Raw genomic sequence first — 25,620 nt, 5'->3', positions numbered from 1 at the left:
TCGGTGATCCGGCGTTGTGTGTGGTGGACCTGGACTGGGAACGCTTCGCGTCCGGCTTCACCGCCGTACGCCCCAGCACACTCCTCGACGAACTGCGGTTCGTCCAGGCGTCGTCGGAGGCCTCCGGCGCCGAAAACGACCGGCAGCACTCCGTGCGCGGCTCGTCGTCGCTCGCCGACCGCTTGGCAGACCTCGGTGACGCCGACCGCGAGAAGGAACTGCTGGAGCTGGTGCGGGCCCAGGTCGCGGCCGTGCTCGGGCACAGTGGTGCCGATGCCGTCCATGGTGACCGTGCGTTCCGGGAGTTGGGCTTCGACTCCCTCACCGCTGTGGAGCTGCGTAACCGTCTGGGCGCCGTCACGGGGCTGAGCCTGCCGACGACCCTGGTCTACGACTACCCCACGGCCTCCGCTCTCGCCGCCCACCTGCGCGACGAACTCCTCGGACGGCTCGGGCACTCCGGGCGGGGAGCGACCGTCGTCAGCTCGGTACCCGGCTCCTCGGCGCTCTCCGTGGCCGATGACCCGATCGCGATCGTCGCGATGAGCTGCCGCTTCCCCGGTGGTGTGCAGTCACCGGAAGACCTCTGGCAGCTGCTGGCCGGCGGACGCGACGCAACCTCCCGGTTCCCCACCGACCGAGGCTGGGACATCGAGTCCCTCTACGATCCGGACCCAGAGCAGGCCGGCAAGACCTACACCCGTGAGGGTGGCTTCATCCAGGACGCCACTCAGTTCGACGCGCGCTTCTTCGGCATCAGCCCGCGTGAGGCGCTGGCGATGGACCCGCAGCAGCGGCTGCTGCTCGAGACCGCGTGGGAGGCGTTCGAGCGGGCGGGCATCGCCCCGGACACCCTGCGCGGCAGTCAGGCCGGCGTGTTCATCGGCACGAACGGCCAGGACTACTTGTCGCTGCTGATGAAGGCGCCCGAGGGGCTCGAGGGTCACCTCGGCACCGGGAACGCGGCCAGCGTCGTCTCCGGCCGACTCGCCTATGTCTTCGGGCTGGAAGGCCCGGCCGTGACGGTGGACACCGCCTGTTCGTCGTCGCTGGTCGCCCTGCACTGGGCTGCCCAGGCCCTGCGGAACGGCGAATGCTCGTTCGCGCTGGTGGGCGGCGTCACGATCATGGCCACCCCGGAGAACTTCGTCGATTTCAGCCGGCAGCGTGGTCTTGCTGCCGATGGCCGGGTGAAGGCGTTCGCGGCGGGTGCGGACGGCACCGGCTGGGGTGAGGGTGTGGGCATGCTGCTGGTGGAGCGGCTGTCCGATGCCCGGAAGAACGGTCACCCGGTGCTGGCGGTCGTGCGAGGTTCGGCGATCAATCAGGATGGTGCGAGCAATGGTCTGACGGCGCCGAACGGGCCGTCGCAGCAGCGCGTCATCCGCCAAGCCCTGGCGTCGGCGGGTCTGTCGGCGTCGGACGTGGACGCGGTGGAGGCGCACGGTACGGGTACGACGCTGGGTGACCCGATCGAGGCGCAGGCGCTGCTCGCGACGTACGGGCAGGAGCGTGGCGAGGACCGGCCGTTGTGGCTGGGCTCGGTCAAGTCGAACATCGGTCACACGCAGGCCGCGGCGGGTGTCGCGGGCGTCATCAAGATGGTGCTGGCGATGCGGCATGGTGTGCTGCCGCGGACCCTGCACGTGGACGAGCCGACGCCGCATGTGGACTGGTCGGCGGGCGCGGTGGAGCTGCTGACCGAGGCGCGGGAGTGGCCGGAGACCGGTCGTCCCCGCCGGGCGGGTGTGTCGTCCTTCGGTATCAGCGGCACCAACGCCCACACGATCATTGAGCAGGCGCCCGAGGTGGAGGCGGAGGACGGGGCGGTTCCGGGTGCGGTGTTGCCGGTCCTGCCCTTCGCGCTGTCGGCCGGCAGCGGGCGGGCACTGCGTGAGCAGGCCGAGCGGCTGCACGGGCAGCTTGCCGCACAGCCGGGGCTGCGCCCCCTGGACGTCGCCTATTCCCTGGCGACGGGTCGTGCCGCGCTGGAGGAGCGGGCGGTTGTGGTCGCTGGTGATCGTGAGGGATTGCTGGCGGGTCTGGATGCCGTGGCTGAGGGCCGAAGCGCTGCCGGGGTCGTGGCTGGTGTGCCGCAGTCGGGTGGGGTGGCGTTCCTGTTCACCGGTCAGGGCAGTCAGCGGCTGGGGATGGGCCGGGAGCTTTACGACGGCTATCCGGTGTTCGCGGACGCGCTGGACGAGGTGTGTGCTCACCTTGACCATCACCTTCAGGTGCCGCTGCATGAGGCGCTGTTCGGTGACGATGCCGGGCTGATCGACCGGACGGCGTTCACGCAGCCTGCGTTGTTCGCGGTCGAGGTGGCGCTGTTCCGGCTTCTGGAGTCGTGGGGTGTGCGCCCGGACTTCGTCTCCGGTCATTCGATCGGTGAGATCGCTGCGGCGCACTGTGCGGGTGTGCTGTCGCTGGAGGACGCGTGCACGCTGGTGGCGGCGCGTGGCCGTTTGATGCAGGAGTTGCCGTCCGGTGGTGCGATGATGGCCGTCCAGGCCACGGAGGACGAGGTCACCCCGTACCTGACGGACGCGGTGAGCATCGCGGCGGTCAACGGGCCGGTGTCTGTGGTGGTCGCGGGTGACGAGGACGCGGTACTGGAGATCGCGGCCCGTTTCGAGGAGCAGGGCCGGAAGACAAAGCGTCTGACGGTTAGTCACGCGTTTCATTCCCCGCACATGGACGGCATGCTGGACGCCTTCCGCGAGGTCGCCGAAAGCCTGACGTACGAGGCTCCGCGTCTTCCGGTGGTCTCCAACCTCACTGGTTCCGTGGTGGGTGTCGAGGAGATCTGCTCGCCGGAGTTCTGGGTGCGGCATGTGCGGGAGGCTGTGCGGTTCCTGGACGGCGTCCGGGTGCTGGAAGCCGAGGGCGTCACGACCTTCGTGGAGCTCGGGCCCGACGGTGTCCTGTCCGCCATGGCGCAGGAGTGCGTCGCCGACGGCGACGACCTGGTGTTCCTCCCTGTGCTCAGGCGGGAGCGTCCCGAGGCGGAAGCGCTGACACTTGCCCTTGCACAGGCCCATGTCCACGGCTTGCCCGCCGAGTGGGAGACGTTCTTCGCCGGGACCGGTGCTCGCCGTGTCCAGTTGCCCACCTACGCGTTCCAGCGTGAGCGCTACTGGCCCGACACCGCGTCGTTGGTGAGCGGGGACCCGGAGTCGATCGGTCTGGGTGTTGCGGGTCATCCGTTGTTGGGTGCTGCGGTGGCGTTGGCGGACAGTGACGGGTTTTTGTTCACGGGTGTGTTGTCGGCGGGTGCGCAGGGGTGGCTTGCGGATCATGTGGTGCTGGGTGAGGTGGTGTTGCCTGGTACGGCGTTCGTGGAGTTGGCGCTGCATGCTGGTGGGCGTGTGGGGTGTGGGGGTGTCGAGGAGCTGACGTTGGAGGCGCCGTTGGTGCTTCCTGAGGGCGTTGGTGTGCGGGTGCAGTTGTCGGTGGAGGCTGCTGACGGGTCTGGTCGGCGGTCGTTCGGGGTGTTTTCGCGTCGGCGTGATGCGGTGGGTGGTGAGCCGTGGGTGCGGCATGCCACGGGTGTGTTGTCCGTCGTAGCTGATTCCGGTGCCGGCGTGGGTGTGGGGGATCTTGTGGTGTGGCCGCCGGAGGGTGCGGTGGCTGTTGGGGTTGATGGGTTGTATGGGGAGCTTGCGGAGTCGGGTCTGGGGTATGGGCCGGTGTTCCGTGGGTTGCGGGGTGTGTGGCGGCGTGGGGACGAGTTGTTCGCCGAGGTGGTGCTGCCGGAGCAGGCTGCTGATGCTGCGGGTGCTTTCGGGCTGCACCCGGCCCTCCTCGACGCCGCCCTCCACGCCCTGGGCCTGAACCCCCGCAAGGAATCGGACTCCGGCCCGCTTCTGCCCTTCTCCTGGAGTGGGGTGTCGTTGTTCGCGGCGGGTGCGTCGTCGCTGCGGGTGCGGCTTGGTGAGCTCGGCTCGGATGCGGTGTCGTTGCTGGTGGCCGATGGTGCGGGCCGGCCGGTGGCGTCGGTGGGGTCGGTGGCGTTGCGGGCTGCTTCGGCGGAGCAGGTGCGTGCTGCCGCCGGTGAGCGCCACGACTCCCTCTTCCAGGTCGAGTGGACTCGGACACCGGCGCTCGCAGCGGCCCAGGAATCCGCTGGTGATCAGTGGCCGGTGGTGCAGGGGGCCCAAGACCTGAACGATCTCCGCCGAACCTTGGACGGTAGTGGGTCGGTGCCGTCGGTTGTGGTGGTGGAGTGTGGTGCTTCGCTGTCCGGTGAGGCCGGCGGTGGTGTGTCGGGTGTGTCGGGTGTGTCGGCGGGTGTGGTGCGTGGTGTGGTGCACCGGGTTTTGGGTGTGGTGCAGGCGTGGTTGGCTGATGAGCGGTTTGCGGATGGCCGTTTGGTGTTGGTGACCCGGGGTGCTGTGGAGGCGGTTCCGGGTGAGGGGGTTGTGGATCTGGCGGCTGCTGCGGCGCGGGGGTTGTTCCGGTCGGCGCAGTCGGAGAATCCTGGCCGGCTGGTGCTGGTGGATGTCGATGATTCGGTGGTGCGGGTGGATGCCGCGTTGCTGAGTGTCGGTGAGCCGGAGCTGGCGGTGCGTGGTGATGCGGTGCTGGTACCGCGTCTGGTGCGGGTGCCGGTGGCCGGTGAGGGCGCAGGTGTGTCCTTCGGTGCTGTGGGTGCCGGGGGTGCCGGGGGTGCCGGGGGCACGGTGCTGGTCACGGGTGCGACGGGGACGTTGGGTGCTTTGGTGGCCCGGCATCTGGTCGCCGAGCACGGCGTACGACATCTCCTGCTGACTAGCCGGCGAGGAATGGCCGCAGACGGTGCTGGAGAACTGCTCGCGGATCTAGGTGAGTTGGGCGCGGAAGCGACGCTCGTCGCTTGCGACGTGGCGGATCGCGAGGCGCTGTCCGAGGTGTTGGCGTCGGTGCCGGCTGAGCATTCGTTGTGTGCTGTGGTTCATGCGGCGGGTGTCCTGGATGACGGTGTGCTGTCGTCGTTGACGCCTGAGCGGGTGGATGCGGTGTTGCGTCCGAAGGTGGATGCGGCGTTGCTGCTGGATGAGTTGACGCGGGATGCCGGGTTGTCGGCGTTCGTGTTGTTCTCGGGTGCGGCGGCGGTCTTCGGTGCTGCCGGTCAGGGGAACTATGCGGCGGCGAACGCGTTCTTGGAGGGGCTGGCGCAGCGTCGTCGGGCTGAGGGGCTGCCGGGGAGTGCGCTGGCGTGGGGTCTGTGGGCCGAAGCCAGCGGCATGACCGGCGAACTGGATGACGTCGATCTGCGCCGCATCGCCCGGGGTGGCGTGCTGCCGCTGTCGTCGGAGGAGGGCCTAGCCCTCTTCGACACGGCGGTGGGGGTGGACGAGGCGGTGCTGCTGCCGATGCGATTGGACCTGGCGGCGCTGCGGGCCGAGGCCGCGGCCACCGGGACGGTCCCGGCACTGCTGCGCGGCCTGGTACGGACGCCGGTACGCCGGGCCGCCGGTGACCGTGAGGCCTCCGCGGACGGCGGTTCGCTCGCCCAGCGCCTCCTCGGGCTGACGCACGTCGATCGCGAAAGGCTCCTGGTCGACCTGGTATGTGAACGTGTCGCCGCGGCGCTTGGCTACAGCCGCGCCGATCTCGTCGAACCCGGCCGTTCGTTCAAGGAGTTGGGTTTTGATTCGTTGACGGCGGTGGAGCTGCGTAATGACTTGAGGTCGGTTACGGGGCTGCGGTTGCCGGCGACGTTGGTGTTCGATTATCCGACGCCGGGTGATCTGGCGCGGTATCTGCGGGATGAGTTGGTGGGGCCGGAGGGTCCGCAGGCTGTGGTTCCCGCTGCCGCTGTCACTGGTGCTGGTGTGGGTGTTGGTGGCCGGGTCGTCGGGGATGATCTGGTCGCGATTGTGGGGATGAGCTGTCGTTTTCCCGGGGGTGTGGAGTCTCCGGAGGATTTGTGGCGGCTGGTGGCCGGTGGCGGGGACGGTGTGTCGTCGTTCCCGTCGGATCGGGGCTGGGATCTGGAGGGGTTGTATCACCCGGATCCGGATCATGCGGGGACGTCGTACACGCGGCAGGGCGGTTTCCTGTATGGGGCGGGGGAGTTCGATCCGGGGTTCTTCGGGATCAGTCCGCGTGAGGCGTTGGCGATGGATCCGCAGCAGCGGTTGCTGCTGGAGACGTCGTGGGAGGCGTTGGAGCGGGCGGGGATCGATCCGACGTCGGTGCGGGGGAGTCGTACGGGTGTGTTCGCGGGGGTGATGTATCACGACTATCTGGCGGGGCTGGTGGAGTTCCCGGAGGGGGTCGAGGGGTACATCGGGACCGGGAATGCGGGGAGTATCGCGTCTGGTCGGGTGGCGTACACGTTGGGGCTCGAGGGTCCTGCGGTGACGGTGGACACGGCGTGTTCGTCGTCGTTGGTGGCGTTGCATCTGGCGGCTCAGGCGTTGCGCAGTGGTGAGTGTGATCTGGCGTTGGCCGGTGGTGTGGCGGTGATGGCCACGCCGGAGACGTTCGTCGATTTCAGCCGGCAGCGTGGGCTTTCGGTCGACGGGCGGTGCAAGGCGTTCGCGGCGGGTGCGGACGGCACCGGCTGGGGTGAGGGTGCGGGCATGCTGCTGGTGGAGCGGCTGTCCGATGCCCGCCGTAACGGTCATCCTGTGCTGGCGGTCGTGCGGGGTTCGGCGATCAATCAGGATGGTGCGAGCAATGGTCTGACGGCGCCGAACGGTCCCTCCCAGCAGCGGGTGATCCGTCAGGCGCTGGCGTCGGGGGGTCTTGCGGCGTCGGACGTGGACGCGGTGGAGGCGCACGGAACGGGCACGACGCTGGGTGACCCGATCGAGGCGCAGGCACTGCTGGCCACCTACGGCAAGGAGCGTGCCGAGGACACGCCGCTGTGGCTCGGCTCGATCAAGTCGAACATCGGTCACACGCAGGCGGCGGCCGGTGTCGCGGGCATCATCAAGATGGTGATGGCGATGCGGCATGGTGTGCTGCCGCAGACCCTGCACGTCGACGAGCCGACGCCGCACGTGGACTGGTCGGCGGGTGCGGTGGAGCTGCTGACCGAGGCGCGGGAGTGGCCGCAGACCGGCCGTCCCCGCCGGGCGGGCGTCTCCTCCTTCGGTATCAGCGGCACCAACGCCCACACCATCATCGAAGAGGCACCGGCTTTCGAGGATGAGCCGGTGCAGGTCGAGGGCGGTGACAACACTCCGAAGACTCCGGGCGTCGTGCCTTGGGTGCTGTCCGCCAAGAGTGCCGAAGCGCTGCACGCCCAGGCGGAGCGGCTGCGCAATTATGTGGTGGACCGCTCCGACATAGGGCTCACCGATGTCGGCTATTCGCTGGCGATCGGTCGAGCCGCCTTCGAGGAGCGGGCGGTGCTGGTCGCCGGGGACCGCGTGGAGTTCCTGCAGCAGCTGGGCGCTCTGGCGAGCGGAGAGTCGCCCGCCGGAGTGGTCAAGGGCTCTACGACCGTCGGGAAGCTGGTGTTCCTGTTCACCGGGCAGGGCAGCCAGCGGCTGGGGATGGGCCGGGAACTGTACGAGGAGTACCCGGCCTTCGCTCGGTCACTGGACGAGATCTGCGGGCACTTCCAGCTTCCGCTTGCTGAGGCCCTGTTCGGAGATGATGCCGAGCTGATCGACCGGACGGTTTACACGCAGCCCGCGCTGTTCGCGGTGGAGGTGGCGCTGTTCCGGCTGCTGGAGTCGTGGGGTGTGCGCCCGGACTTCGTCTCCGGTCATTCGATCGGTGAGATCGCGGCGGCGCACTGTGCGGGTGTGCTGTCGCTGGAGGACGCGTGCACGCTGGTGGCGGCGCGTGGCCGGCTGATGCAGGAGCTGCCGTCCGGTGGTGCGATGGTGGCGGTGCAGGCGAGCGAGGACGAGGTCACGCCGTACCTGACGGACGCGGTGAGCATCGCCGCCGTCAACGGCCCCACCTCCGTGGTCGTGGCCGGTGACGAGGACGCCGTACTGGAGATCGCCGCCCGCTTCGAGGCGCAGGGGCGCAAGACCCGTCGCCTGACGGTCAGTCACGCGTTCCACTCGCCGCACATGGACGGCATGCTGGACGCCTTCCGCAAGGTCGCCGAGGGCTTGTCGTACAACGCCCCGCGCATCCCGCTCGTCTCCAATCTCACCGGCACGATCGCAACCCCGGACGAGCTCACCAACCCTGACTTCTGGGTCCGTCACCTCCGTGCAGCGGTCCGCTTCCACGACGGCATCCGCACCCTCGAAGCCCAGAACGTCACCACGTTCATCGAGCTCGGCCCGGACGGTGTGCTCTCGGCGATGGCGCAGGACTGCGTCACCGGGGACGGCCACGCGTTCATCCCCGTGCTGCGCAGGAACCGTCCCGAGGCGACGAGCCTCACCACGGCCCTGGCCCAAGCCCACGTCCGAGGCGTCGAGATCGACTGGCGGAAGCACTTCACGGGTACCGGTGCACGTAGGGCCGACCTGCCCACCTACGCCTTCCAGCGGGAGCGTTACTGGCTGGAGATCCCGGCTGTTCCCGCCGGCGGCCGGAATGCGGCCGAAGCCGACTCGGTGGACGCGCGCTTCTGGGAAGCGGTGGAACGCGAGGATCTCGCATCACTTGCCGAGGCTCTCGACATGCCTGCGGCCGACGGCGAAGCCCTGGAAGCCGTCCTGCCGGCGTTGTCGGCGTGGCGTCGGCAGGTGCGTGAGCGGTCGGTGGTGGACGGCTGGCGTTACCGGGTGGTGTGGAAGCCGGTGGCCGGGCGTGCGGCTGGTGTCGTCTCCGGTACGTGGCTGGTGGTCGTGCCGGATGAGGGTGTGGACGCCGGTCTGGCGGGGGCGGTTGCCGGGGTGCTGTCGGCGCGGGGTGTGGATGTGTGCACCGTGGCGCTGTCGGCGGGGTTGGAGCGGGATGAGGTTGCCGAGGTGTTGCGGTCGGCGGTGCCCGCGGAGGCTGGTGTTTCCGGTGTGCTGTCTTTGCTGGCGTTGGACGAGGCTGCTGGTGTGTCGGTGTCTGCGGTGTTGGTGCAGGCGCTGGGTGATGCGGGTGTTGATGCGCCGTTGTGGTGTGTGACGCAGGGTGCTGTGTCGACGGGTCGTTCGGATCGGTTGGGCAGTGCGGTGCAGGCCGGTGTGTGGGGTCTGGGCCGGGTTGCGGCGCTGGAGGTTCCGGCGCGCTGGGGCGGTCTGGTGGATCTGCCGCCGGGTGTGGTGGACGAGCGTGCTCTGGGGCGGTTGGCGGATGTGCTGGCCGGTCTGGGGGGCGAGGACCAGGTCGCGGTGCGTGCGTCCGGGATCTTCGCGCGTCGGCTGGAGCGTCCGGTGCAGAGTGAGGTCGTTCCGGAGGACGGCGCATGGACCCCGGAGGGCGCCGTGCTGGTCACCGGCGGCACGGGCGCGCTCGGCGCCGAGGTCGCCCGCTGGCTGGCACGCAACGGAGCCGGCCACCTCGTCCTGACCAGCCGGCGGGGTGCGGAGGCGCCGGGTGCGGCCGAGCTGGAGGCGGAGCTCGTTGCGTCGGGTGCCCGGGTGACGATCGCCGCCTGTGACGTGGCCGATCGTGAGGCGCTGGCACGGCTGCTGGAGCCGCTGCGGTCCGAACTGACGGCTGTGATCCACACCGCGGGTGTGCTCGACGACGGTGTCCTGGACGCGCTGACCCCGGAGCGGTTCGAGCGCGTGTGGCAGGCCAAGGCTGACTCGGCACGCCATCTGCACGAGCTCACCCGTGATCTGGACCTGTCCGCGTTCGTACTCTTCTCGTCGATCAGCGGCACTCTGGGCAGCAGCGGACAGGCCAACTACGCCGCCGCGAACGCCTACTTGGATGCGCTCGCTCAGCAGCGCCGGACGGACGGCCTTCCCGCCACCTCCATCGCCTGGGGCGCCTGGGCCGCGGGCATGGCCGCCGATGACGACATCGCAGAGCGGATGCGCCGCGGTGGCGTACCGCCGATGGCCGTCGACCCGGCCATCCGCGCGCTGCGCCAGGCCGTCGACTCCGGCGAGGCCGTGCTGACCGTGGCCGACTTCGACTGGGAGCGGCTGACGCCCGGCCTGGTGGCGGTGCGGCCCAGTCCGTTCATCGGCGATCTGCCCGAAGTGCGCAGGGTCCTCGACCGTGCGGACGGCCTCGCCGCAGGCAGTGCCGGAAGCCGTGCGGGAGCTTCGCTCGCGGAACGGCTCGCCGCAATGTCCCACGCCGAGCAGGAACGCACGGTCCTCGACCTGGTCCGCACCCATGTGGCCGGAGTGCTCGGGCACAACGGCTCCGCGGCGATCGGGGCGGAACGGGCCTTCAAGGAGCTCGGATTCGACTCGCTGACCGCGGTGGAGCTGCGCAATCGGCTCGGTGCCGCGACCGGTGTCGACCTGCCCGCCACGCTCGTCTTCGACCATCCGACGGCGTCCGCGCTGGCCGACCACCTCCGGACCGAACTGCTGGGAACCGGGGCGGCGGTCGAAGGCCCGGTGTCCCGGGCAGCCGAGGTGGCGGACGATCCGATCGCCATCGTCGCGATGACCTGCCGATTCCCCGGCGGCGTGCGGTCCCCGGAGGACCTGTGGCAGTTGCTGGCCACCGGCGGGGACGCGATCGCCGAGTTCCCGCACGACCGCGGCTGGGACCTCGAGCGCCTCTACAGCCCCGACCCGGACCAGCAGGGCACGTGCTACACACGTGAGGGCGGATTCCTCTACGACGTCGCCGAGTTCGACCCGGCGTTCTTCGGGATCTCGCCGCGTGAGGCGCTGGCGATGGACCCGCAGCAGCGGCTGCTGCTGGAGACCACCTGGGAGGTGTTCGAACGGGCCGGGATCGACCCGGCGACCGCCCGTGGCAGCCAGGCCGGCGTGTTCGTGGGCACCAACGGCCAGGACTACGACTCGTTCGCGCAGACCCTGCCGGACGGCATCGAGGGATACCTGGGCACGGGCAACGCGGCGAGCGTGGTCTCCGGACGGCTCGCCTACGTCTTCGGGCTCGAAGGCCCCGCGATGACGGTGGACACGGCCTGCTCGTCCTCCCTGGTCGCCCTGCATCTGGCCGCCCAGGCGCTGCGCAGTGGTGAGTGCGATCTGGCGTTGGCCGGTGGTGTGACGGTGATGTCCTCGCCGGGCGCGTTCATCGAGTTCAGCCGGCAGCGTGGTCTTGCTGCCGACGGCCGGGTGAAGGCGTTCGCGGCGGGTGCGGACGGCACCGGCTGGGGTGAGGGTGTGGGCATGCTGCTGGTGGAGCGGCTGTCCGATGCCCGTCGTAACGGTCATCCGGTGCTGGCGGTGGTCCGCGGCTCGGCGGTGAACCAGGATGGTGCGAGCAATGGTCTGACGGCGCCGAACGGTCCGTCGCAGCAGCGGGTGATCCGGCAGGCGCTCGCCCACGCCCAGTTGTCGGCGTCGGACGTGGACGCGGTGGAGGCGCACGGTACGGGTACGACGCTGGGTGACCCGATCGAGGCGCAGGCGCTGCTGGCCACCTACGGGCAGGAGCGTGGCGAGGACCGGCCGCTGTGGCTGGGCTCCATCAAGTCGAACATCGGTCACACGCAGGCGGCCGCCGGTGTCGCGGGCATCATCAAGATGGTGATGGCGATGCGGCACGGTGTGCTGCCGCGGACCCTGCACGTGGACGAGCCGACGCCGCACGTGGACTGGTCGGCGGGCGCGGTGGAGTTGCTGACCGAGGCGCGGGAGTGGCCGGAGACCGGCCGCCCTCGCCGGGCGGGTGTGTCGTCCTTCGGTTTCAGCGGCACCAACGCCCACACCATCCTCGAAGAGGCACCCGCCGACCACACCACCGAGGCGACGGCACCGGCGACACCTCCTGCCGTCCAGACCTGGGTGCTGTCCGCCAAGTCCGAGGACGCGCTGCGGGCGCAGGCCGAGCGTGTGCGGGTACGGCTCGCTTCGGGCGCGGAGACACGGCCGGTCGATGTCGCCTATTCGCTGGCGACGTCACGGGCGGCTCTGGAACTGCGCGCCGCCGTCGTCGGCGGCGACCGGGGGGTCCTGCTGGAAGGGCTCGCCGCACTGGCGGCGGGGGAGCCGGACCCGCAGGTGGTCCGGGGCGCGGCAGGCGACGGCCGCACGGCGTTGCTGTTCACCGGTCAGGGCAGTCAGCGGCCGGGGATGGGCCGCGAGCTCTACGACGCCCACCCCACGTTCGCGGACGCCCTGGACGCGGTGTGCGCCCACCTGGATGCCCACCTCGAGCGTCCGCTGCGTGAGGTGATGTTCGGCGGGGAGGAGGAACTGCTCGGCCGGACGGCGTACACGCAGCCCGCGTTGTTCGCGGTGGAGGTGGCGCTGTTCCGGCTGCTGGAGTCGTGGGGTGTGCGCCCGGACTTCGTCTCCGGTCACTCGATCGGTGAGATCGCTGCGGCGCATTGTGCGGGTGTGCTGTCGCTGGCCGACGCGTGCACCCTGGTCGCGGCGCGCGGCCGACTGATGCAGGAGCTGCCCGCCGGTGGTGCGATGGTGGCCGTCCAGGCCGCCGAGGACGAGGTCACCCCGTACCTGACCGACGCCGTGAGCATCGCGGCCGTCAACGGTCCGGCCTCCGTGGTCGTGGCCGGTGACGAGGACGTCGTACTGGAGATCGCCGCCCGCTTCGAGGAGCAGGGCCGCAAGACGAAACGCTTGACGGTCAGCCACGCGTTCCATTCCCCGCACATGGACGGCATGCTGGCCGACTTCCGCAAGGTCTTGGAGGGGTTGTCGTACGAGGCCCCGCGCATCCCGGTCGTCTCCAACCTCACCGGTGCTCTCGCGACCCCCGAGGAGATCACCAGCCCCGACTTCTGGGTGCGCCACGTCCGCGAGGCCGTGCGCTTCCACGACGGCATCCGTGCCCTCGAAGCACAGGACGTGACCACGTTCATCGAGCTCGGACCGGACGGGATCCTGTCCGCGATGGCGCAGGAGTGCGTCACCGGCGACGACCATGCCTTCCTCCCCGCGCTCCGGGCGGGCCGCCAGGAGGCCGACACCCTCGCCACGGCGCTCGCCGCGGCGCACACCCGAGGCATCGCCGTCGACTGGCAGGCCTACTACACCGGCACCGGTGCCCGCCGCGTCGACCTGCCCACCTACCCCTTCCAGCGCCGGCGGTACTGGCTCGACGACGCCGTGGACGCCGTGGCGGAGCCGGGCGGCGATGCTCCGGACCACTCGGCCGAGTCCCGCTTCTGGGAGGCCGTCGACAATGCGGACCTGACCGCGCTCACCACCGAGTTGGCGATCAACGCGGACCAGCCGCTGAGCGATGTACTGCCCGCACTGTCGGCGTGGCGCCGACAGCGGCAGGAGCAGTCCACGGTGGACGGCTGGCGCTACCGGGTGGTCTGGAAGCCGCTGGCCGAGCCGGACGCGGCGCGGATGACGGGCACCTGGCTGACCGTGGTACCCGCCACCGAGGCGGACGACGCCCGCGTGCGCGAGGTCGTCGACGCGCTGCGTTCAGCGGGCGCCACCGTACGCCAGATCACGCTCACGGACACGGACACGGGTACGGACACGGACACCGGCACCGGCGTCGACACCCGCACGGAGCCCGCCCTCCTCGCCGAGCGCCTGCACGCCGAACTGGGCGGCGAGACGCCACAGGGTGTCCTCTCGCTGCTGGCGCTGGACGAGCGGTCGCATCCGCGGTACACGGCGGTCTCCCGGGGAGTGCTGCGCACCGGAGACCTGGTCCGCGCGCTCGGGGATGCCGGCGTCGACGCCCCGCTGTGGTGTGTCACCGAGGGAGCGGTGGGCACCGCGCCGTCGGACCGGCCGCGCAGCGCCGCACAGGCGCAGGTGTGGGGGCTGGGCCGGGTGGTGGCGCTGGAACACCCCGAGCGGTGGGGCGGTCTGGTCGACCTGCCCGAGACCCTCGACGGGCGTGCCGCCGCGCGCCTGGTCGCCGTCCTGGCCGGAGCCGGCGACGAGGACCAGCTCGCGGTGCGGACACCGGGAGTTCTGGTCCGACGCCTGGTCCACGCGTCGGAGAAGGACACACAGGTCCCCGCCGCACCCGCCGCCGGCGCGTGGAAGCCTCGGGGCACGGTCCTGGTGACCGGAGGCACGGGGGCGCTTGGTGCCCACGTGGCCCGGTGGCTCGCCGGCAACGGCGCCGAGCACCTGGTGCTCACCAGCCGACGCGGCCCCGAGGCACCCGGAGCCGAGGCGCTGACCGCCGAGTTGACCGGGATGGGCGTCCAGGTGACGGTCGCCGCGTGCGACGTCACCGACCGGGACGCGCTCGAAGGGCTGCTGGCCGGTGTGCCCCGCGTGACCGCGGTTGTGCACACCGCAGGTGCCGGCCAGTACGCGCCGCTCGCCCGGACCGGTCCCGGCGACATCGCCGAGGTGATGGCCGCCAAGGTGACGGGTGCGGCGCACCTCGACGCGCTGTTCGCCGACGGGCCACTGGACGCTTTCGTGCTGTTCTCGTCGATCGCCGGAGTGTGGGGCAGCGGAGGCCAGAGCGCCTACGCGGCGGCCAACGCCTTCCTCGACGCGCTCGCCGAGCAGCGCAGGGCCCGCGGGCTGGCGGCCACCGCCATCGCCTGGGGACCCTGGGCCGACGGCGGCCTGGTGGCCGACGACGAGGCCGCCGAGCAACTGCGCCGCCGTGGGCTGCCGGTGCTGCCGGTACATCGGTCGATCAGCGCTCTGCAGGGAGCGTTGGACCGTGCCGAGACGACGGTGACGGTCGCCGACGTCGACTGGGAGCGTTTCGTGCCCGCGTTCACCGCCGCACGGCCGCGTCCCCTCATTGCCGACCTGCCCGAGGTACGGCGCGTGCTCGCCGAGGCGGACACCGGCACCGGGGCCGAACGAGGGGGCGACGGCGCGGCGCAGGACGCCGAGGCGCTGCGGCAGCGGCTGTCCGCGCTGTCCGGCGCCGAGGCGGAGGACATGCTGCTGGACCTGGTACGCACGCACGTCGCAGCGGTGCTGGGGCACAACGGCACCACCGCCGTGGAGGCCGGGCGCGCCTTCAAGGAGCTCGGCTTCGACTCGCTCACCGCCGTCGAGCTGCGCAACCGGCTCGGGACCGCGAGCGGCCTGAGGCTGCCCGCGAGCCTGGTCTTCGACTACCCGACGCCGGCCGCTCTAGCCGGACACCTGCGAGCCGAACTCCTCGGCGAGCAGAGCGCACCGGCGCTCCCCGCACTCGCCGAGATCGACCGACTGGAGTTCATCCTGTCGTCCGTCGCGGCGGACGGTGCGGAACGCGCGAGCGTCACCTCTCGCCTGGAGAAACTGCTGCGCAAGTGGAACGAGACCGACAGCGCGACCGCCGGTGAGGACGACGGCAACGACCTGGAATCGGCGTCGGTCGACGACATCTTCGACATCATCAACAACGAATTCGGACGCTCCTGACGTGATGAGCGCACACAATTCCGTGCCGTTTCCGGCTCTTCCCAGGGGGTGACGTTTCGGTGGCTACCGCAAATGAAGAAAAGCTTCTCGACAATCTGAAATGGGTGACCGCTGAACTGCGCCGGGCCCGTCGCCGCCTCGACGAGGTGGAGGCGGACGCCCGGGAACCCATCGCCATCGTCGGTATGAGCTGCCGTTTCCCTGGCGGCGTGGGGTCGCCCGAGGACCTGTGGCGCCTGGTGGCCGACGGCGGGGACGCCGTTTCCGGATTCCCTGTCGACCGGGGCTGGGACATCGACGCGATGGCCGATCCGGATCCGGACCGCAAAGGCACCTTCTACAACACCGGCGGCGGTTTCCTGGACGGCGCAGCCGAATTCGATGCCGAGTTCTTCGGGATCTCGCCGCGTGAGGCGCTGGCGATGGACCCGCAGCAGCGGATCCTGCTGGAGGCGTCCTGGGAGGTGTTCGAGAGCGCCGGAATCGATCCCGTGTCACTGCGCGGCAGCCGTACGGGCGTCTTCGTCGGCGCCGGATCGATGGGCTACGGCGCCGACCTGAAGGAGACGCCCGAAGACCTCGAAGGACTCATGCTGACCGGCGGCGCCACCAGCGTGCTCTCCGGCCGCGTCGCCTACGTCTTCGGCCTGGAGGGACCGGCGGCCACCATCGACACCGCCTGTTCCTCCTCGCTGGTCGCCCTGCACTGGGCCACTCAGGCGCTGCGGCAACGCGAGTGCTCGCTCGCGCTGGTCGGCGGCGTGACGGTGATGCCGTCGCCCGATGTGTTCGTGGAGTTCAGCCGGCAGCGGGGGCTGTCCGCCGACGGCCGCTGCAAGTCGTTCGCCGCGGCGGCGGACGGGACCGGCTGGTCCGAGGGCGTGGGCGTGCTGCTCGTCGAGCGGCTGTCCGACGCCCGGAAGAACGGGCACGAGGTACTGGCCGTGGTGCGGGGCAGCGCCGTCAACCAGGACGGCGCCAGCAACGGCCTGACCGCCCCCAACGGTCCCTCGCAGCAGCGTGTCATCCGGCAGGCGCTGGCCGGCGCGCAACTGTCGGCCGGCGAAGTCGACGCGGTCGAGGCGCACGGCACCGGAACCCGGCTGGGCGACCCGATCGAGGCGCAGGCGCTGCTGGCCACCTACGGGCAGGAGCGTCCCGAGGACCGGCCGCTCTGGCTGGGCTCGCTGAAGTCCAACATCGGACACACCCAGGCGGCGGCCGGCGTGGGCGGCGTCATCAAGATGGTGATGGCGATCCGTCACGGTGTGCTGCCGAGGACGTTGCATGTGGACGAGCCGACGCCGGACGTCGACTGGTCGGCGGGTACGGTGCGACTGCTGACCGGGGCCCGTGAGTGGCCGGAGACCGGTCGGCCGCGCCGGGCCGCGGTCTCGGCCTTCGGCGTGAGCGGCACCAACGCGCACACGATCATCGAGCAGGCGCCCACGGTCGATGACACGCCGGTGACTGCGACGGCACTGCCGGTGGTGCCGTGGGTGCTGTCGGGCCGGACCGAGGAGGCGCTGCGGGCGCAGGCGCGGCGGTTGCTTGACCGTGTCGCCGAGGACAGTGGTCTTGAACCGGTTGATGTGGCGTACTCGTTGGCGACGACGCGGGCTGCTCTGGAGCGGCGTACGGTGGTCGTGGCGGGTGGCCGTGAGGGGTTGCTGGCGGGGCTTGGGGCTCTGGCCGAGGGGCGCGGTGCGGCGGCCGGCCTGGTGACCGGGTCGGTGGTGGCGGGCAAGACGGCGTTCCTGTTCACCGGGCAAGGCAGTCAGCGGCTGGGGATGGGCCGGGAGCTGTACGACGCCTACCCCGTGTTCGCCCGGGCGCTGGACGAGGTCCTTGAGCGGTTCGAACTGCCGCTGCGTGAGGCGGTGTTCGGTGACGATGCCGGGCTGATCGACCAGACGGCGTATACGCAGTCCGCGTTGTTCGCCGTGGAGGTGGCGCTGTTCCGGCTGCTGGAATCGTGGGGCGTGAGGCCGGACTTCGTATCCGGTCACTCCATCGGTGAGATCGCGGCGGCGCATTGTGCGGGTGTGCTGTCGCTGGAGGACGCGTGCACGCTGGTGGCCGCGCGTGGCCGGCTGATGCAGGAGCTGCCCGCCGGTGGTGCGATGGTGGCGGTGCAGGCGACCGAGCACGAGGTCACCGCGTACCTGACCGACGCGGTGAGCATCGCCGCGGTCAACGGTCCGGCCTCCGTGGTGGTCGCGGGTGACGAGGACGCCGTACTGGAGATCGCCGCCCGCTTCGAGGAAGAGGGCCGCAAGACGAAGCGCCTGACGGTCAGTCACGCCTTCCATTCCCCGCACATGGACGGGATGCTGGAGGCCTTCCGTCAGGTCGCCGAGGGCTTGTCGTACGAGGCCCCGCGCATCCCGGTCGTCTCGAACCTCACCGGCGCTCTCGCGACCCCGGACGAGCTCACCAGCCCCGGCTTCTGGGTCCGCCATGTGCGTGAGGCGGTCCGTTTCCACGACGGCATCCACACGCTCGAGGCCCAGAACGTCACCACGTTCATCGAGCTCGGCCCCGACGGTGTCCTGTCGGCGATGGCGCAGGACTGCGTCACCGGCGACGGTGACCACGCCTTCGTGCCGACCCTCCGGGCGAACCGTCCCGAGGCCGAGGCGCTGACGCGGGCCCTGGCCCAGGCGCAGGTGCGTGGTGTCGGCATCGACTGGGAGGCCTATTTCTCGGGTACTGGCGCAGGGCGGGTGGAGCTGCCGACGTACGCTTTCCAGCACCGGCACTACTGGCTGGCACCCGGTTCCCGAGCCGGTGACGTGACCGCCGCCGGTCTGGAGAAGGCCGGTCACGCGCTGCTGAGTGCCGCGGTACCCGTGGCCGGTGCCGACGCGTATGTGTTCACCGGCCGGTTGTCCCCGCAGACCCATCCTTCGCTGAACCAGTACAGGCTCGCCGGGAACGCCGTGCTGCCCGGTGCGGCGTACGCCGAACTGGCCCTCCACGCAGGCGACCAGGCCGGTTGCGACCACCTGGTGGCGCTGACGCTCCACGAACCGCTGATCGTGCCGGCGCAGGGTGCGGTGCGGGTCCAGGTCGTGGTGGACTCCGCCGGTGAGGGCGGACGGCGGACTTTCGCCGTTTCCTCGCACGCCGGAGGGCTCGACGAGGACGGGGACGCACCGTGGCGGCGCCATGCCACCGGCGTACTCGACACGGCGGCGCCGGGGCCGGCGTTCACGCTGACGGAATGGCCGCCGGCCGATGCACAGGGCGTCGAGGTCGGCGCTCTGTACGAGGATTACGAGGCGGCCGGCCTCGAGTGCGGACCGCTGTACCAAGCGGTGCGTGCCGTCTGGCGGCGCGGGGACGAGCTCTGCGCCGACGTGCGGCTTCCCGAGGGCGCGGACACGACCGGCTTCGCCCTGCACCCCGCGCTGCTGGAGGCAGCCGCGCACCTCGCCGCGGCGTGCGGCTCCGGCGCCCCGCTCGTACCGGCGGTCTGGCACGGCGTCGCGCTGTACGCGGTGGGCGCCACGGAGGTGCGGATGCGGCTCACACCCGCAGCGAGCGGCACCTTCCTGCTGGAGGCGGCCGATGCCACCGGGGCGCCGGTGGCCCGCGTCGACCGCCTCACCCTGCGTCCGGCGGCGGAAATCGTCCCGGCCGACGGCGCGCGTGCCACCGGCCTGGCGCCCCTGTTCGAGCCGGTCTGGTCCGAGGCCGTCGCCCCCGACGCCGAGCCGGTCACCACCGCGCTGGTTGCGGCACACCCGCTCGAAACGGCCGACCCGGCCATGGAGCGGTACGACGATCTGGCCGCGCTCACCGCGGCCGCCGACGCGGGCATGACCGTCCCGGACGTGATCCTCGTGTCCTGCCCGGCCCCGGCATCCGGCGGTCCGCAGCCGCAGGCGGCGCACACCACGCAGGCGGCACAAGCCCCGCATGCCGCGCACGCCGCGGCCCAGTGGGCGCTCGCCCTGGCCCAGGCGTGGCTGGCGGACGAACGCTTCGCCGGCTCGCGCCTGGCCTTCGTCACGCGCGGCGCCGTGGCCACGGCCGACGAGGACGTCACCGACCTGGCCGGTGCCTGTGTCTGGGGCCTGGTGCGCTCCGCGGAGACCGAGAACCCCGGACGGTTCCTCCTGGTCGACCTGGACGCCGAGGACCCCGCGGGCACCGTGCCCGCCGAGGCGCTGATGTGCACGGAGCCGGAACTGGCCGTGCGCGGCGGCAGACTGCTCGCCCCGCGGCTGATCCGTGTGGCGGCCGGAGCGGAGCGGCAGCCCCGCCCGATCGACCCGCAGGGCACGGTGCTGGTGACGGGCGGAACCGGCACGCTCGGTGCGCTGTGCGCCCGGCACCTGCTGACGGAACACGGCGTACGGCATCTGCTGCTGGCCGGCCGACGGGGGCTCGCTGCCGACGGCGTCGAGGAACTGGCCGCCGAGCTCGCCGAGTTGGGTGCCGAGGTGAACGTGGCCGCCTGCGACGCGGCCGACCGTGAGGCGCTGGCTGCCCTGCTGGCGTCCGTACCCGTCGAGCACCCGTTGACCGCCGTGGTGCACACCGCGGGCGTGCTCGACGACGGCGTGCTCCCGTCGCTGACGCCCGATCGCCTCGAGCGAGTGCTGCGGCCCAAGGTGGACGCCGCCTGGCACCTGCACGACCTCACCCGCGACCTGGACCTGTCGGCGTTCGTGCTGTTCTCGGCGGCCGCCGGAGTCCTCGGCAGCCCTGGACAGGCCAACTACGCCGCGGCCAACGCGTACCTCGACGCGCTGGCCCGGCACCGGAGCGCCCAGGGCCGGACGGCGATCTCGCTGGCCTGGGGCCTGTGGGCCGAGGCCAGCGGAATCACCGGCGGTCTGGACGAGGCCGACCTGCGGCGCATGGCACGGGCCGGCATGGGCGCGCTCTCCTCGGCGGAGGGCATGGCCCTGTTCGACAGGGCCCTGCGCAGTGAGCGATCCGTTCTCCTCCCCGCCCGCCTGGACCTCGCGGCGATACGCGACGCAGCGGCCGGCACCGGATCGGTCCCCCCGGTGTTCCGTACGCTGATCCGCGCCCCTCGGCGGCGTGGTGCCGGGACGGCGGCCGACGGCGGCTCGGCGCTGGCCGGCCGGCTGCGTGGACTGCTCCCCGCCGACCAGGAGCGGACTCTGCTGGAGCTCGTGCGCACCCATGTGGCGGCCGTGCTGGGCCACTCCGGACCGGAGTCGGTGGAGCCGGCACGGGCGTTCAAGGATGTGGGCTTCGACTCCCTCACCGGCGTGGACCTGCGCAACCGGCTGAACACGGCGACCGGACTGCGTCTGCCGACCACGCTCGTCTTCGACTACCCCAACGCCTCGGCGCTCGCCCGCCATCTGCGCGACACGCTCCTCGGCACCGGGAACGCGACCGGCGCCGCTGTCGAGGCCGTACCGCTCGGGGGCCGTGCCGGTGGCGACGATCCCATCGCTGTCGTGGCCATGAGCTGTCGCTACCCCGGTGGCGTGGCCTCGCCCGAAGAGCTCTGGCAGCTGCTGGAGTCGGGGAGCGACGCCATCTCCGGCTTCCCCGTCGACCGCGGCTGGGACGCGGGCGCGGCTTCGTACGCGCCGGACGGCGGCCCCGCCCGGGCGGGAGGCTTCCTCCACGACGCGGACCGGTTCGACGCGGCGTTCTTCGGCATCAGCCCTCGCGAGGCACTGGCGATGGACCCGCAGCAGCGGCTGCTCCTCGAGACCTCCTGGGAGGCCTTCGAACGCGCCGGGATCGACCCGGGCGCGCTGCGGGGCTCCCGCACCGGAGTGTTCGTCGGCGCCGCGTACAGCGGTTACGACACCGGACTCGACGACATGGCGGACACCGTCGCCGGTCACGTGATGACCGGCAATGCGAGCAGCGTCATATCCGGCCGGGTCGCCTACGTCCTCGGCCTCGAAGGCCCCGCGGTGACGGTGGACACGGCGTGCTCCTCCTCGCTGGTCGCCCTGCACTGGGCGATCCAGGCCCTGCGCAACGGCGAGTGCGCGCTCGCCCTGGCCGGCGGCGTCACCGTGATGTCGACGCCCGGCACCTTCACCGAGTTCAGCCGTCAGGGTGGCCTGTCGGCCGACGGCCGCTGCAAGGCGTTCGCGGCGGGTGCGGATGGTACGGGCTGGGGTGAGGGTGTGGGGATGCTGCTGGTGGAGCGGCTGTCGGATGCCCGCCGTAACGGTCACCCGGTGCTGGCGGTGGTCCGCGGCTCGGCGGTGAACCAGGATGGTGCGAGCAATGGTCTGACGGCGCCGAACGGTCCGTCGCAGCAGCGGGTGATCCGGCAGGCGCTGGCGTCGGCGGGTCTGGCGGCGTCGGACGTGGACGCGGTGGAGGCGCACGGTACGGGTACGACGCTGGGTGACCCGATCGAGGCGCAGGCGCTGCTCGCGACGTACGGGCAGGAGCGTGGCGAGGACCGGCCGTTGTGGCTGGGCTCGATCAAGTCGAACATCGGTCACACGCAGGCCGCGGCGGGTGTCGCGGGCATCATCAAGATGGTGATGGCGATGCGGCACGGTGTGCTGCCGCGGACCCTGCACGTCGACGAGCCGACGCCGCACGTGGACTGGGCGGCGGGCGAGGTGGAGCTGCTGACGGAGGCGCGGGAGTGGCCGGAGACCGGTCGTCCCCGCCGGGCGGGTGTGTCGTCCTTCGGTATCAGCGGCACCAACGCCCACACGATCATTGAGCAGGCGCCCGAGGTGGAGGGGGAGGACGGGGCGGTTCCGGGTGCGGTGTTGCCGGTCCTGCCCTTCGCGCTGTCGGCCGGCAGCGGGCGGGCACTGCGTGAGCAGGCCGAGCGGCTGCACGGGCAGCTTGCCGCACAGCCGGGGCTGCGCCCCCTGGACGTCGCCTATTCCCTGGCGACGGGTCGTGCCGCGCTGGAGCAGCGGGCCGTACTGGTCGTCGATGCCGATCACGAGGACGTGCTCGCGCGGCAACTGCGCGCCCTGGCCGACGGCGAGCCGCCGGCCGGCACCGCGCAGGATGTGCCGACGGAGGGCAAACTGGCGTTCCTGTTCACCGGCCAGGGCAGCCAGCGCCTGGGCATGGGCCGGGAACTCCACGACACCTACCCGGTCTTCGCCCAGGCGTTCGACGAGGTGTGCCAGTGGCTTGACCCCGCCCTGAAGGACGTACTCTTCGGTGAGCAGGGCGACCTGCTCGACCAGACGGCATACGCACAGCCGGCCCTGTTCGCGATCGAGGTCGCACTCTTCCGGTTGCTGCAGGCCTGGGGTCTGCAGCCGGACTTTCTGGCGGGCCATTCCATCGGCGAGCTGGCCGCGGCGCACTGCGCCGGTGTGCTGTCCCTGGAGGACGCCTGCACTCTGGTGTCCGCGCGGGCGCGCCTGATGCAGCAACTGCCCGACCGTGGTGCCATGGTGGCCGTCCAGGCCACCGAGGACCAGGTCACGCCGTATCTGACCGACCAGGTCGGCATCGCGGCCGTCAACGGCCCCACTTCGGTGGTCGTCGCGGGCGAGGAGAGTGAGGTGTCGCGGATCGCGTCCGCTCTCGCCGGACATGGCGTGAAGACCAAGCGCCTCGCGGTCAGCCACGCGTTCCACTCGCCGCTCATGGAGGGCATGCTGGCCGACTTCCGGAAGGTCGCCGAGGGACTCGGCTACCGCCCGCCGGCCACGCCGGTCGTCTCGTGTCTCACCGGAGCCGTGGTGGGCCCCGGCGAAATGGACACACCGGAGTTCTGGGTTCGGCATGTCCGCGAGGCGGTGCGGTTCCTGGACGGCGTGCGGGCGCTCCGGGCGCAGCAGGTCACCACGTTCGTCGAACTCGGCCCGGACGGGGTGCTCTCGGCGCTGGTCCAGGACTGCCTCGACGGCTCCGACGCCGTGTGCCTGCCTGTCCTGCGCAGGGGACGGCCGGAGGCCCGGACGCTGACCACCGCACTGGGCCGCGCCCACGCGCGCGGCGCACACCTCGACTGGCAGGCGTACTTCGCGGGGACCGGCGCCCGCCGCGTCGACCTGCCCACCTACGCCTTCCAGCGCCGGCGGTTCTGGCCCGAGGCGCCCGAAGCGTCCGAAGGGCCCGAAGCGGCCGTGGGAACGCCGGACGGGGGCGCGCCGGACGCCGTGGACGAGCGTTTCTGGGCGGCGGTCGAACGCGAAGACCTGAGCGAACTCGGCGCCGAACTGGCCGTGGACGCGGACCAGCCGCTCCGCGCCGTACTCCCGGCGCTGGCGTCGTGGCACCGCCAGCAGCGCGAACGCTCGACCGTGGCCGAGCGTCGCTACCGCGTCGTGTGGAAGCGGCGGTCGGAGACGCAGGAGCATCCTGAGTCAGCGGCCCCGCGCATGGCCGGGACCTGGCTGACCATCGTGCCGACCGCACCGTCCGACGCCCCCTGGATCGGCAGCCTCACCAGCGCACTGGAGCGCGCCGGGGCCGGCATCGTGCGTGTCCCCGTCGGCGTGCCGGACGAGGACGCCGGGGCGCTGGCCGAGCGGCTGCGGCGGGCGGCCGCCGAGGTGCCCGACGCCGCACCCGTCACCGGTGTGCTGTCCCTGCTCGCGCTGGACGAGCAGCCGCATCCCCGGCACCCCGCAGTCCCTGCCGGACTGGCGCTGACCGCCGCCGTGACACAGGCCCTCCCGTCGGCCGGCATCGGCGCGCCGCTGTGGTGCGTCACCCGCGGCGCGGTCTCGGTGGACGCCGACGACCCGCTGCTCAGCGCCCTCCAGGCCCAGGTCGCCGGTCTGGGCCGGGTGACGGCGCTGGAGGAGCCCGAGCACTGGGGCGGACTGGTCGACCTCCCGGAGACCGTCGACGAGCGGACCGCCGACCGGCTGGTCGGCGTCCTCACCGCCGGCGGCGGTGAGGACCAGGTGGCGGTCCGGCCCTCCGGCACCTACCTGCGCCGACTCGAACGCGCACCCCAGGACACCACCGGTCCCGCCGGCTCCTGGACACCGCGCGGCACGGTGCTGGTCACGGGCGGCACGGGCGCACTCGGTGCCCACGTCGCCCGCTGGCTGGCCCGCAACGGCGCCGACCGGCTGGTGCTGCTCAGCCGCCGCGGAGCCGACGCCCCGGGCGCGACCCGGCTGACCGCCGAACTGTCCGGCCTGGGTGCCGAGGTGACGATCGCGGCCTGCGACGTGGCCGACCGGTCCGCGCTCCAGGACCTCGTCGGCAAGCTCGCCGCGGACGGCACGCCGGTGCGGGCGGTCGTGCACGCCGCGGGCGTGTCGCAGCCCCCGGGCACCGCGACGGCCCTGCCGGAGTTCGCGGAGGTGGTCGCCGCCAAGACCACCGGCGCCGTACACCTGGACGCCCTCTTCCAGGACGACACGCTGGACGCCTTCGTGCTGTTCTCGTCGATCGCCGGCGTGTGGGGCAGCGGTGGACAGGGCGCCTACGCCGCGGCCAACGCCTTCCTCGACGCGCTCGCCGAGCAGCGCCGGGCGCGCGGACTGGCGGCGACCGCCATCGCCTGGGGCCCCTGGGCGGACGGCGGCATGGCCGCCGAAGGGGACGCGGAGGAACAGCTGCGCCGCCGAGGACTGCCGCCCATGGCACCGGAGACCAACCTGGCGGCACTGCGGGAGGCCGTCGGCGCCCCCGAGGCCACCGTGACCGTCGCCGACGTGGACTGGACACGCTTCGCACCAGCCTTCACCGCCGCACGTCCCCGCCCCCTCATCGCGGACCTGCCGGAGGTACGCGCGGCCCTGCGCGGCGACGGCGACGGCACACCCCGCGACCCGGCGGGCGAAGCCCCAGCTCTGCGCGAGCAGTTGGCCGGGCTCGACACGAACGACCGTACGACGCTGCTGCTCGACCTGGTACGCACACATGCGGCGTTCGCCCTGGGGCACGATTCGCCCGATGCCGTCGAGGCCGGCCGCGCCTTCAAGGAACTGGGTTTCGACTCCCTGACCGCCGTCGAGCTCCGCGACCGGCTCAGGACCGCCACCGGACTCTCCCTGCCCGCCACCCTGGTGTTCGACTACCCGAACCCCGCCGCGCTCGCCCGGCACCTGCTGGCCGCGCTGCTGCCCGACGGCGACACCGGCCCCGCGCCGGACGGCGACCCGCAGGAGGCCGAGCTGCGCAGGAGGCTCGCGGCCCTCCCGCTCAGCCGCATCCGAGAGGCGGGCCTGCTGGAGGCACTGCTGGAACTCGCCGACCCCCAGCCGACCCCAGCCACCGACGACGGCGATCAGGGGTTGTCCCCCGACGACATCGACGGGCTGGACGTGCAGCATCTGATCGATATGGCGCTCGACAGCAACCAGCCCTGACGCGCCCGAAGTGCGGAGTACAA

2 protein-coding genes are annotated in these 25,620 nt (G+C 71.7%); both read left to right on the top strand.

Annotated elements, in window-relative coordinates:
• Nucleotides 1-15,323: type I polyketide synthase (locus ACWCQS_RS41070; RefSeq protein ID WP_451009235.1), on the top strand; the 15,323-nt coding region annotated here is incomplete at its 5' end.
• 17 nt (nt 15,324-15,340) lie between these two features.
• Nucleotides 15,341-25,597 carry a type I polyketide synthase gene (locus ACWCQS_RS41065; protein ID WP_451009236.1) on the top strand — a complete coding sequence of 3,419 codons (10,257 nt, stop codon included), beginning with the start codon at nt 15,341-15,343 and terminating at the stop codon, nt 25,595-25,597.
• Nucleotides 25,598-25,620: the final 23 nt, after the last annotated feature.

The organism is Streptomyces sp. NPDC002076 (assembly GCF_053593835.1).
Note: the sequence above shows the minus strand (reverse complement) of the source record. Positions and strands in the feature narration are given on the sequence as shown.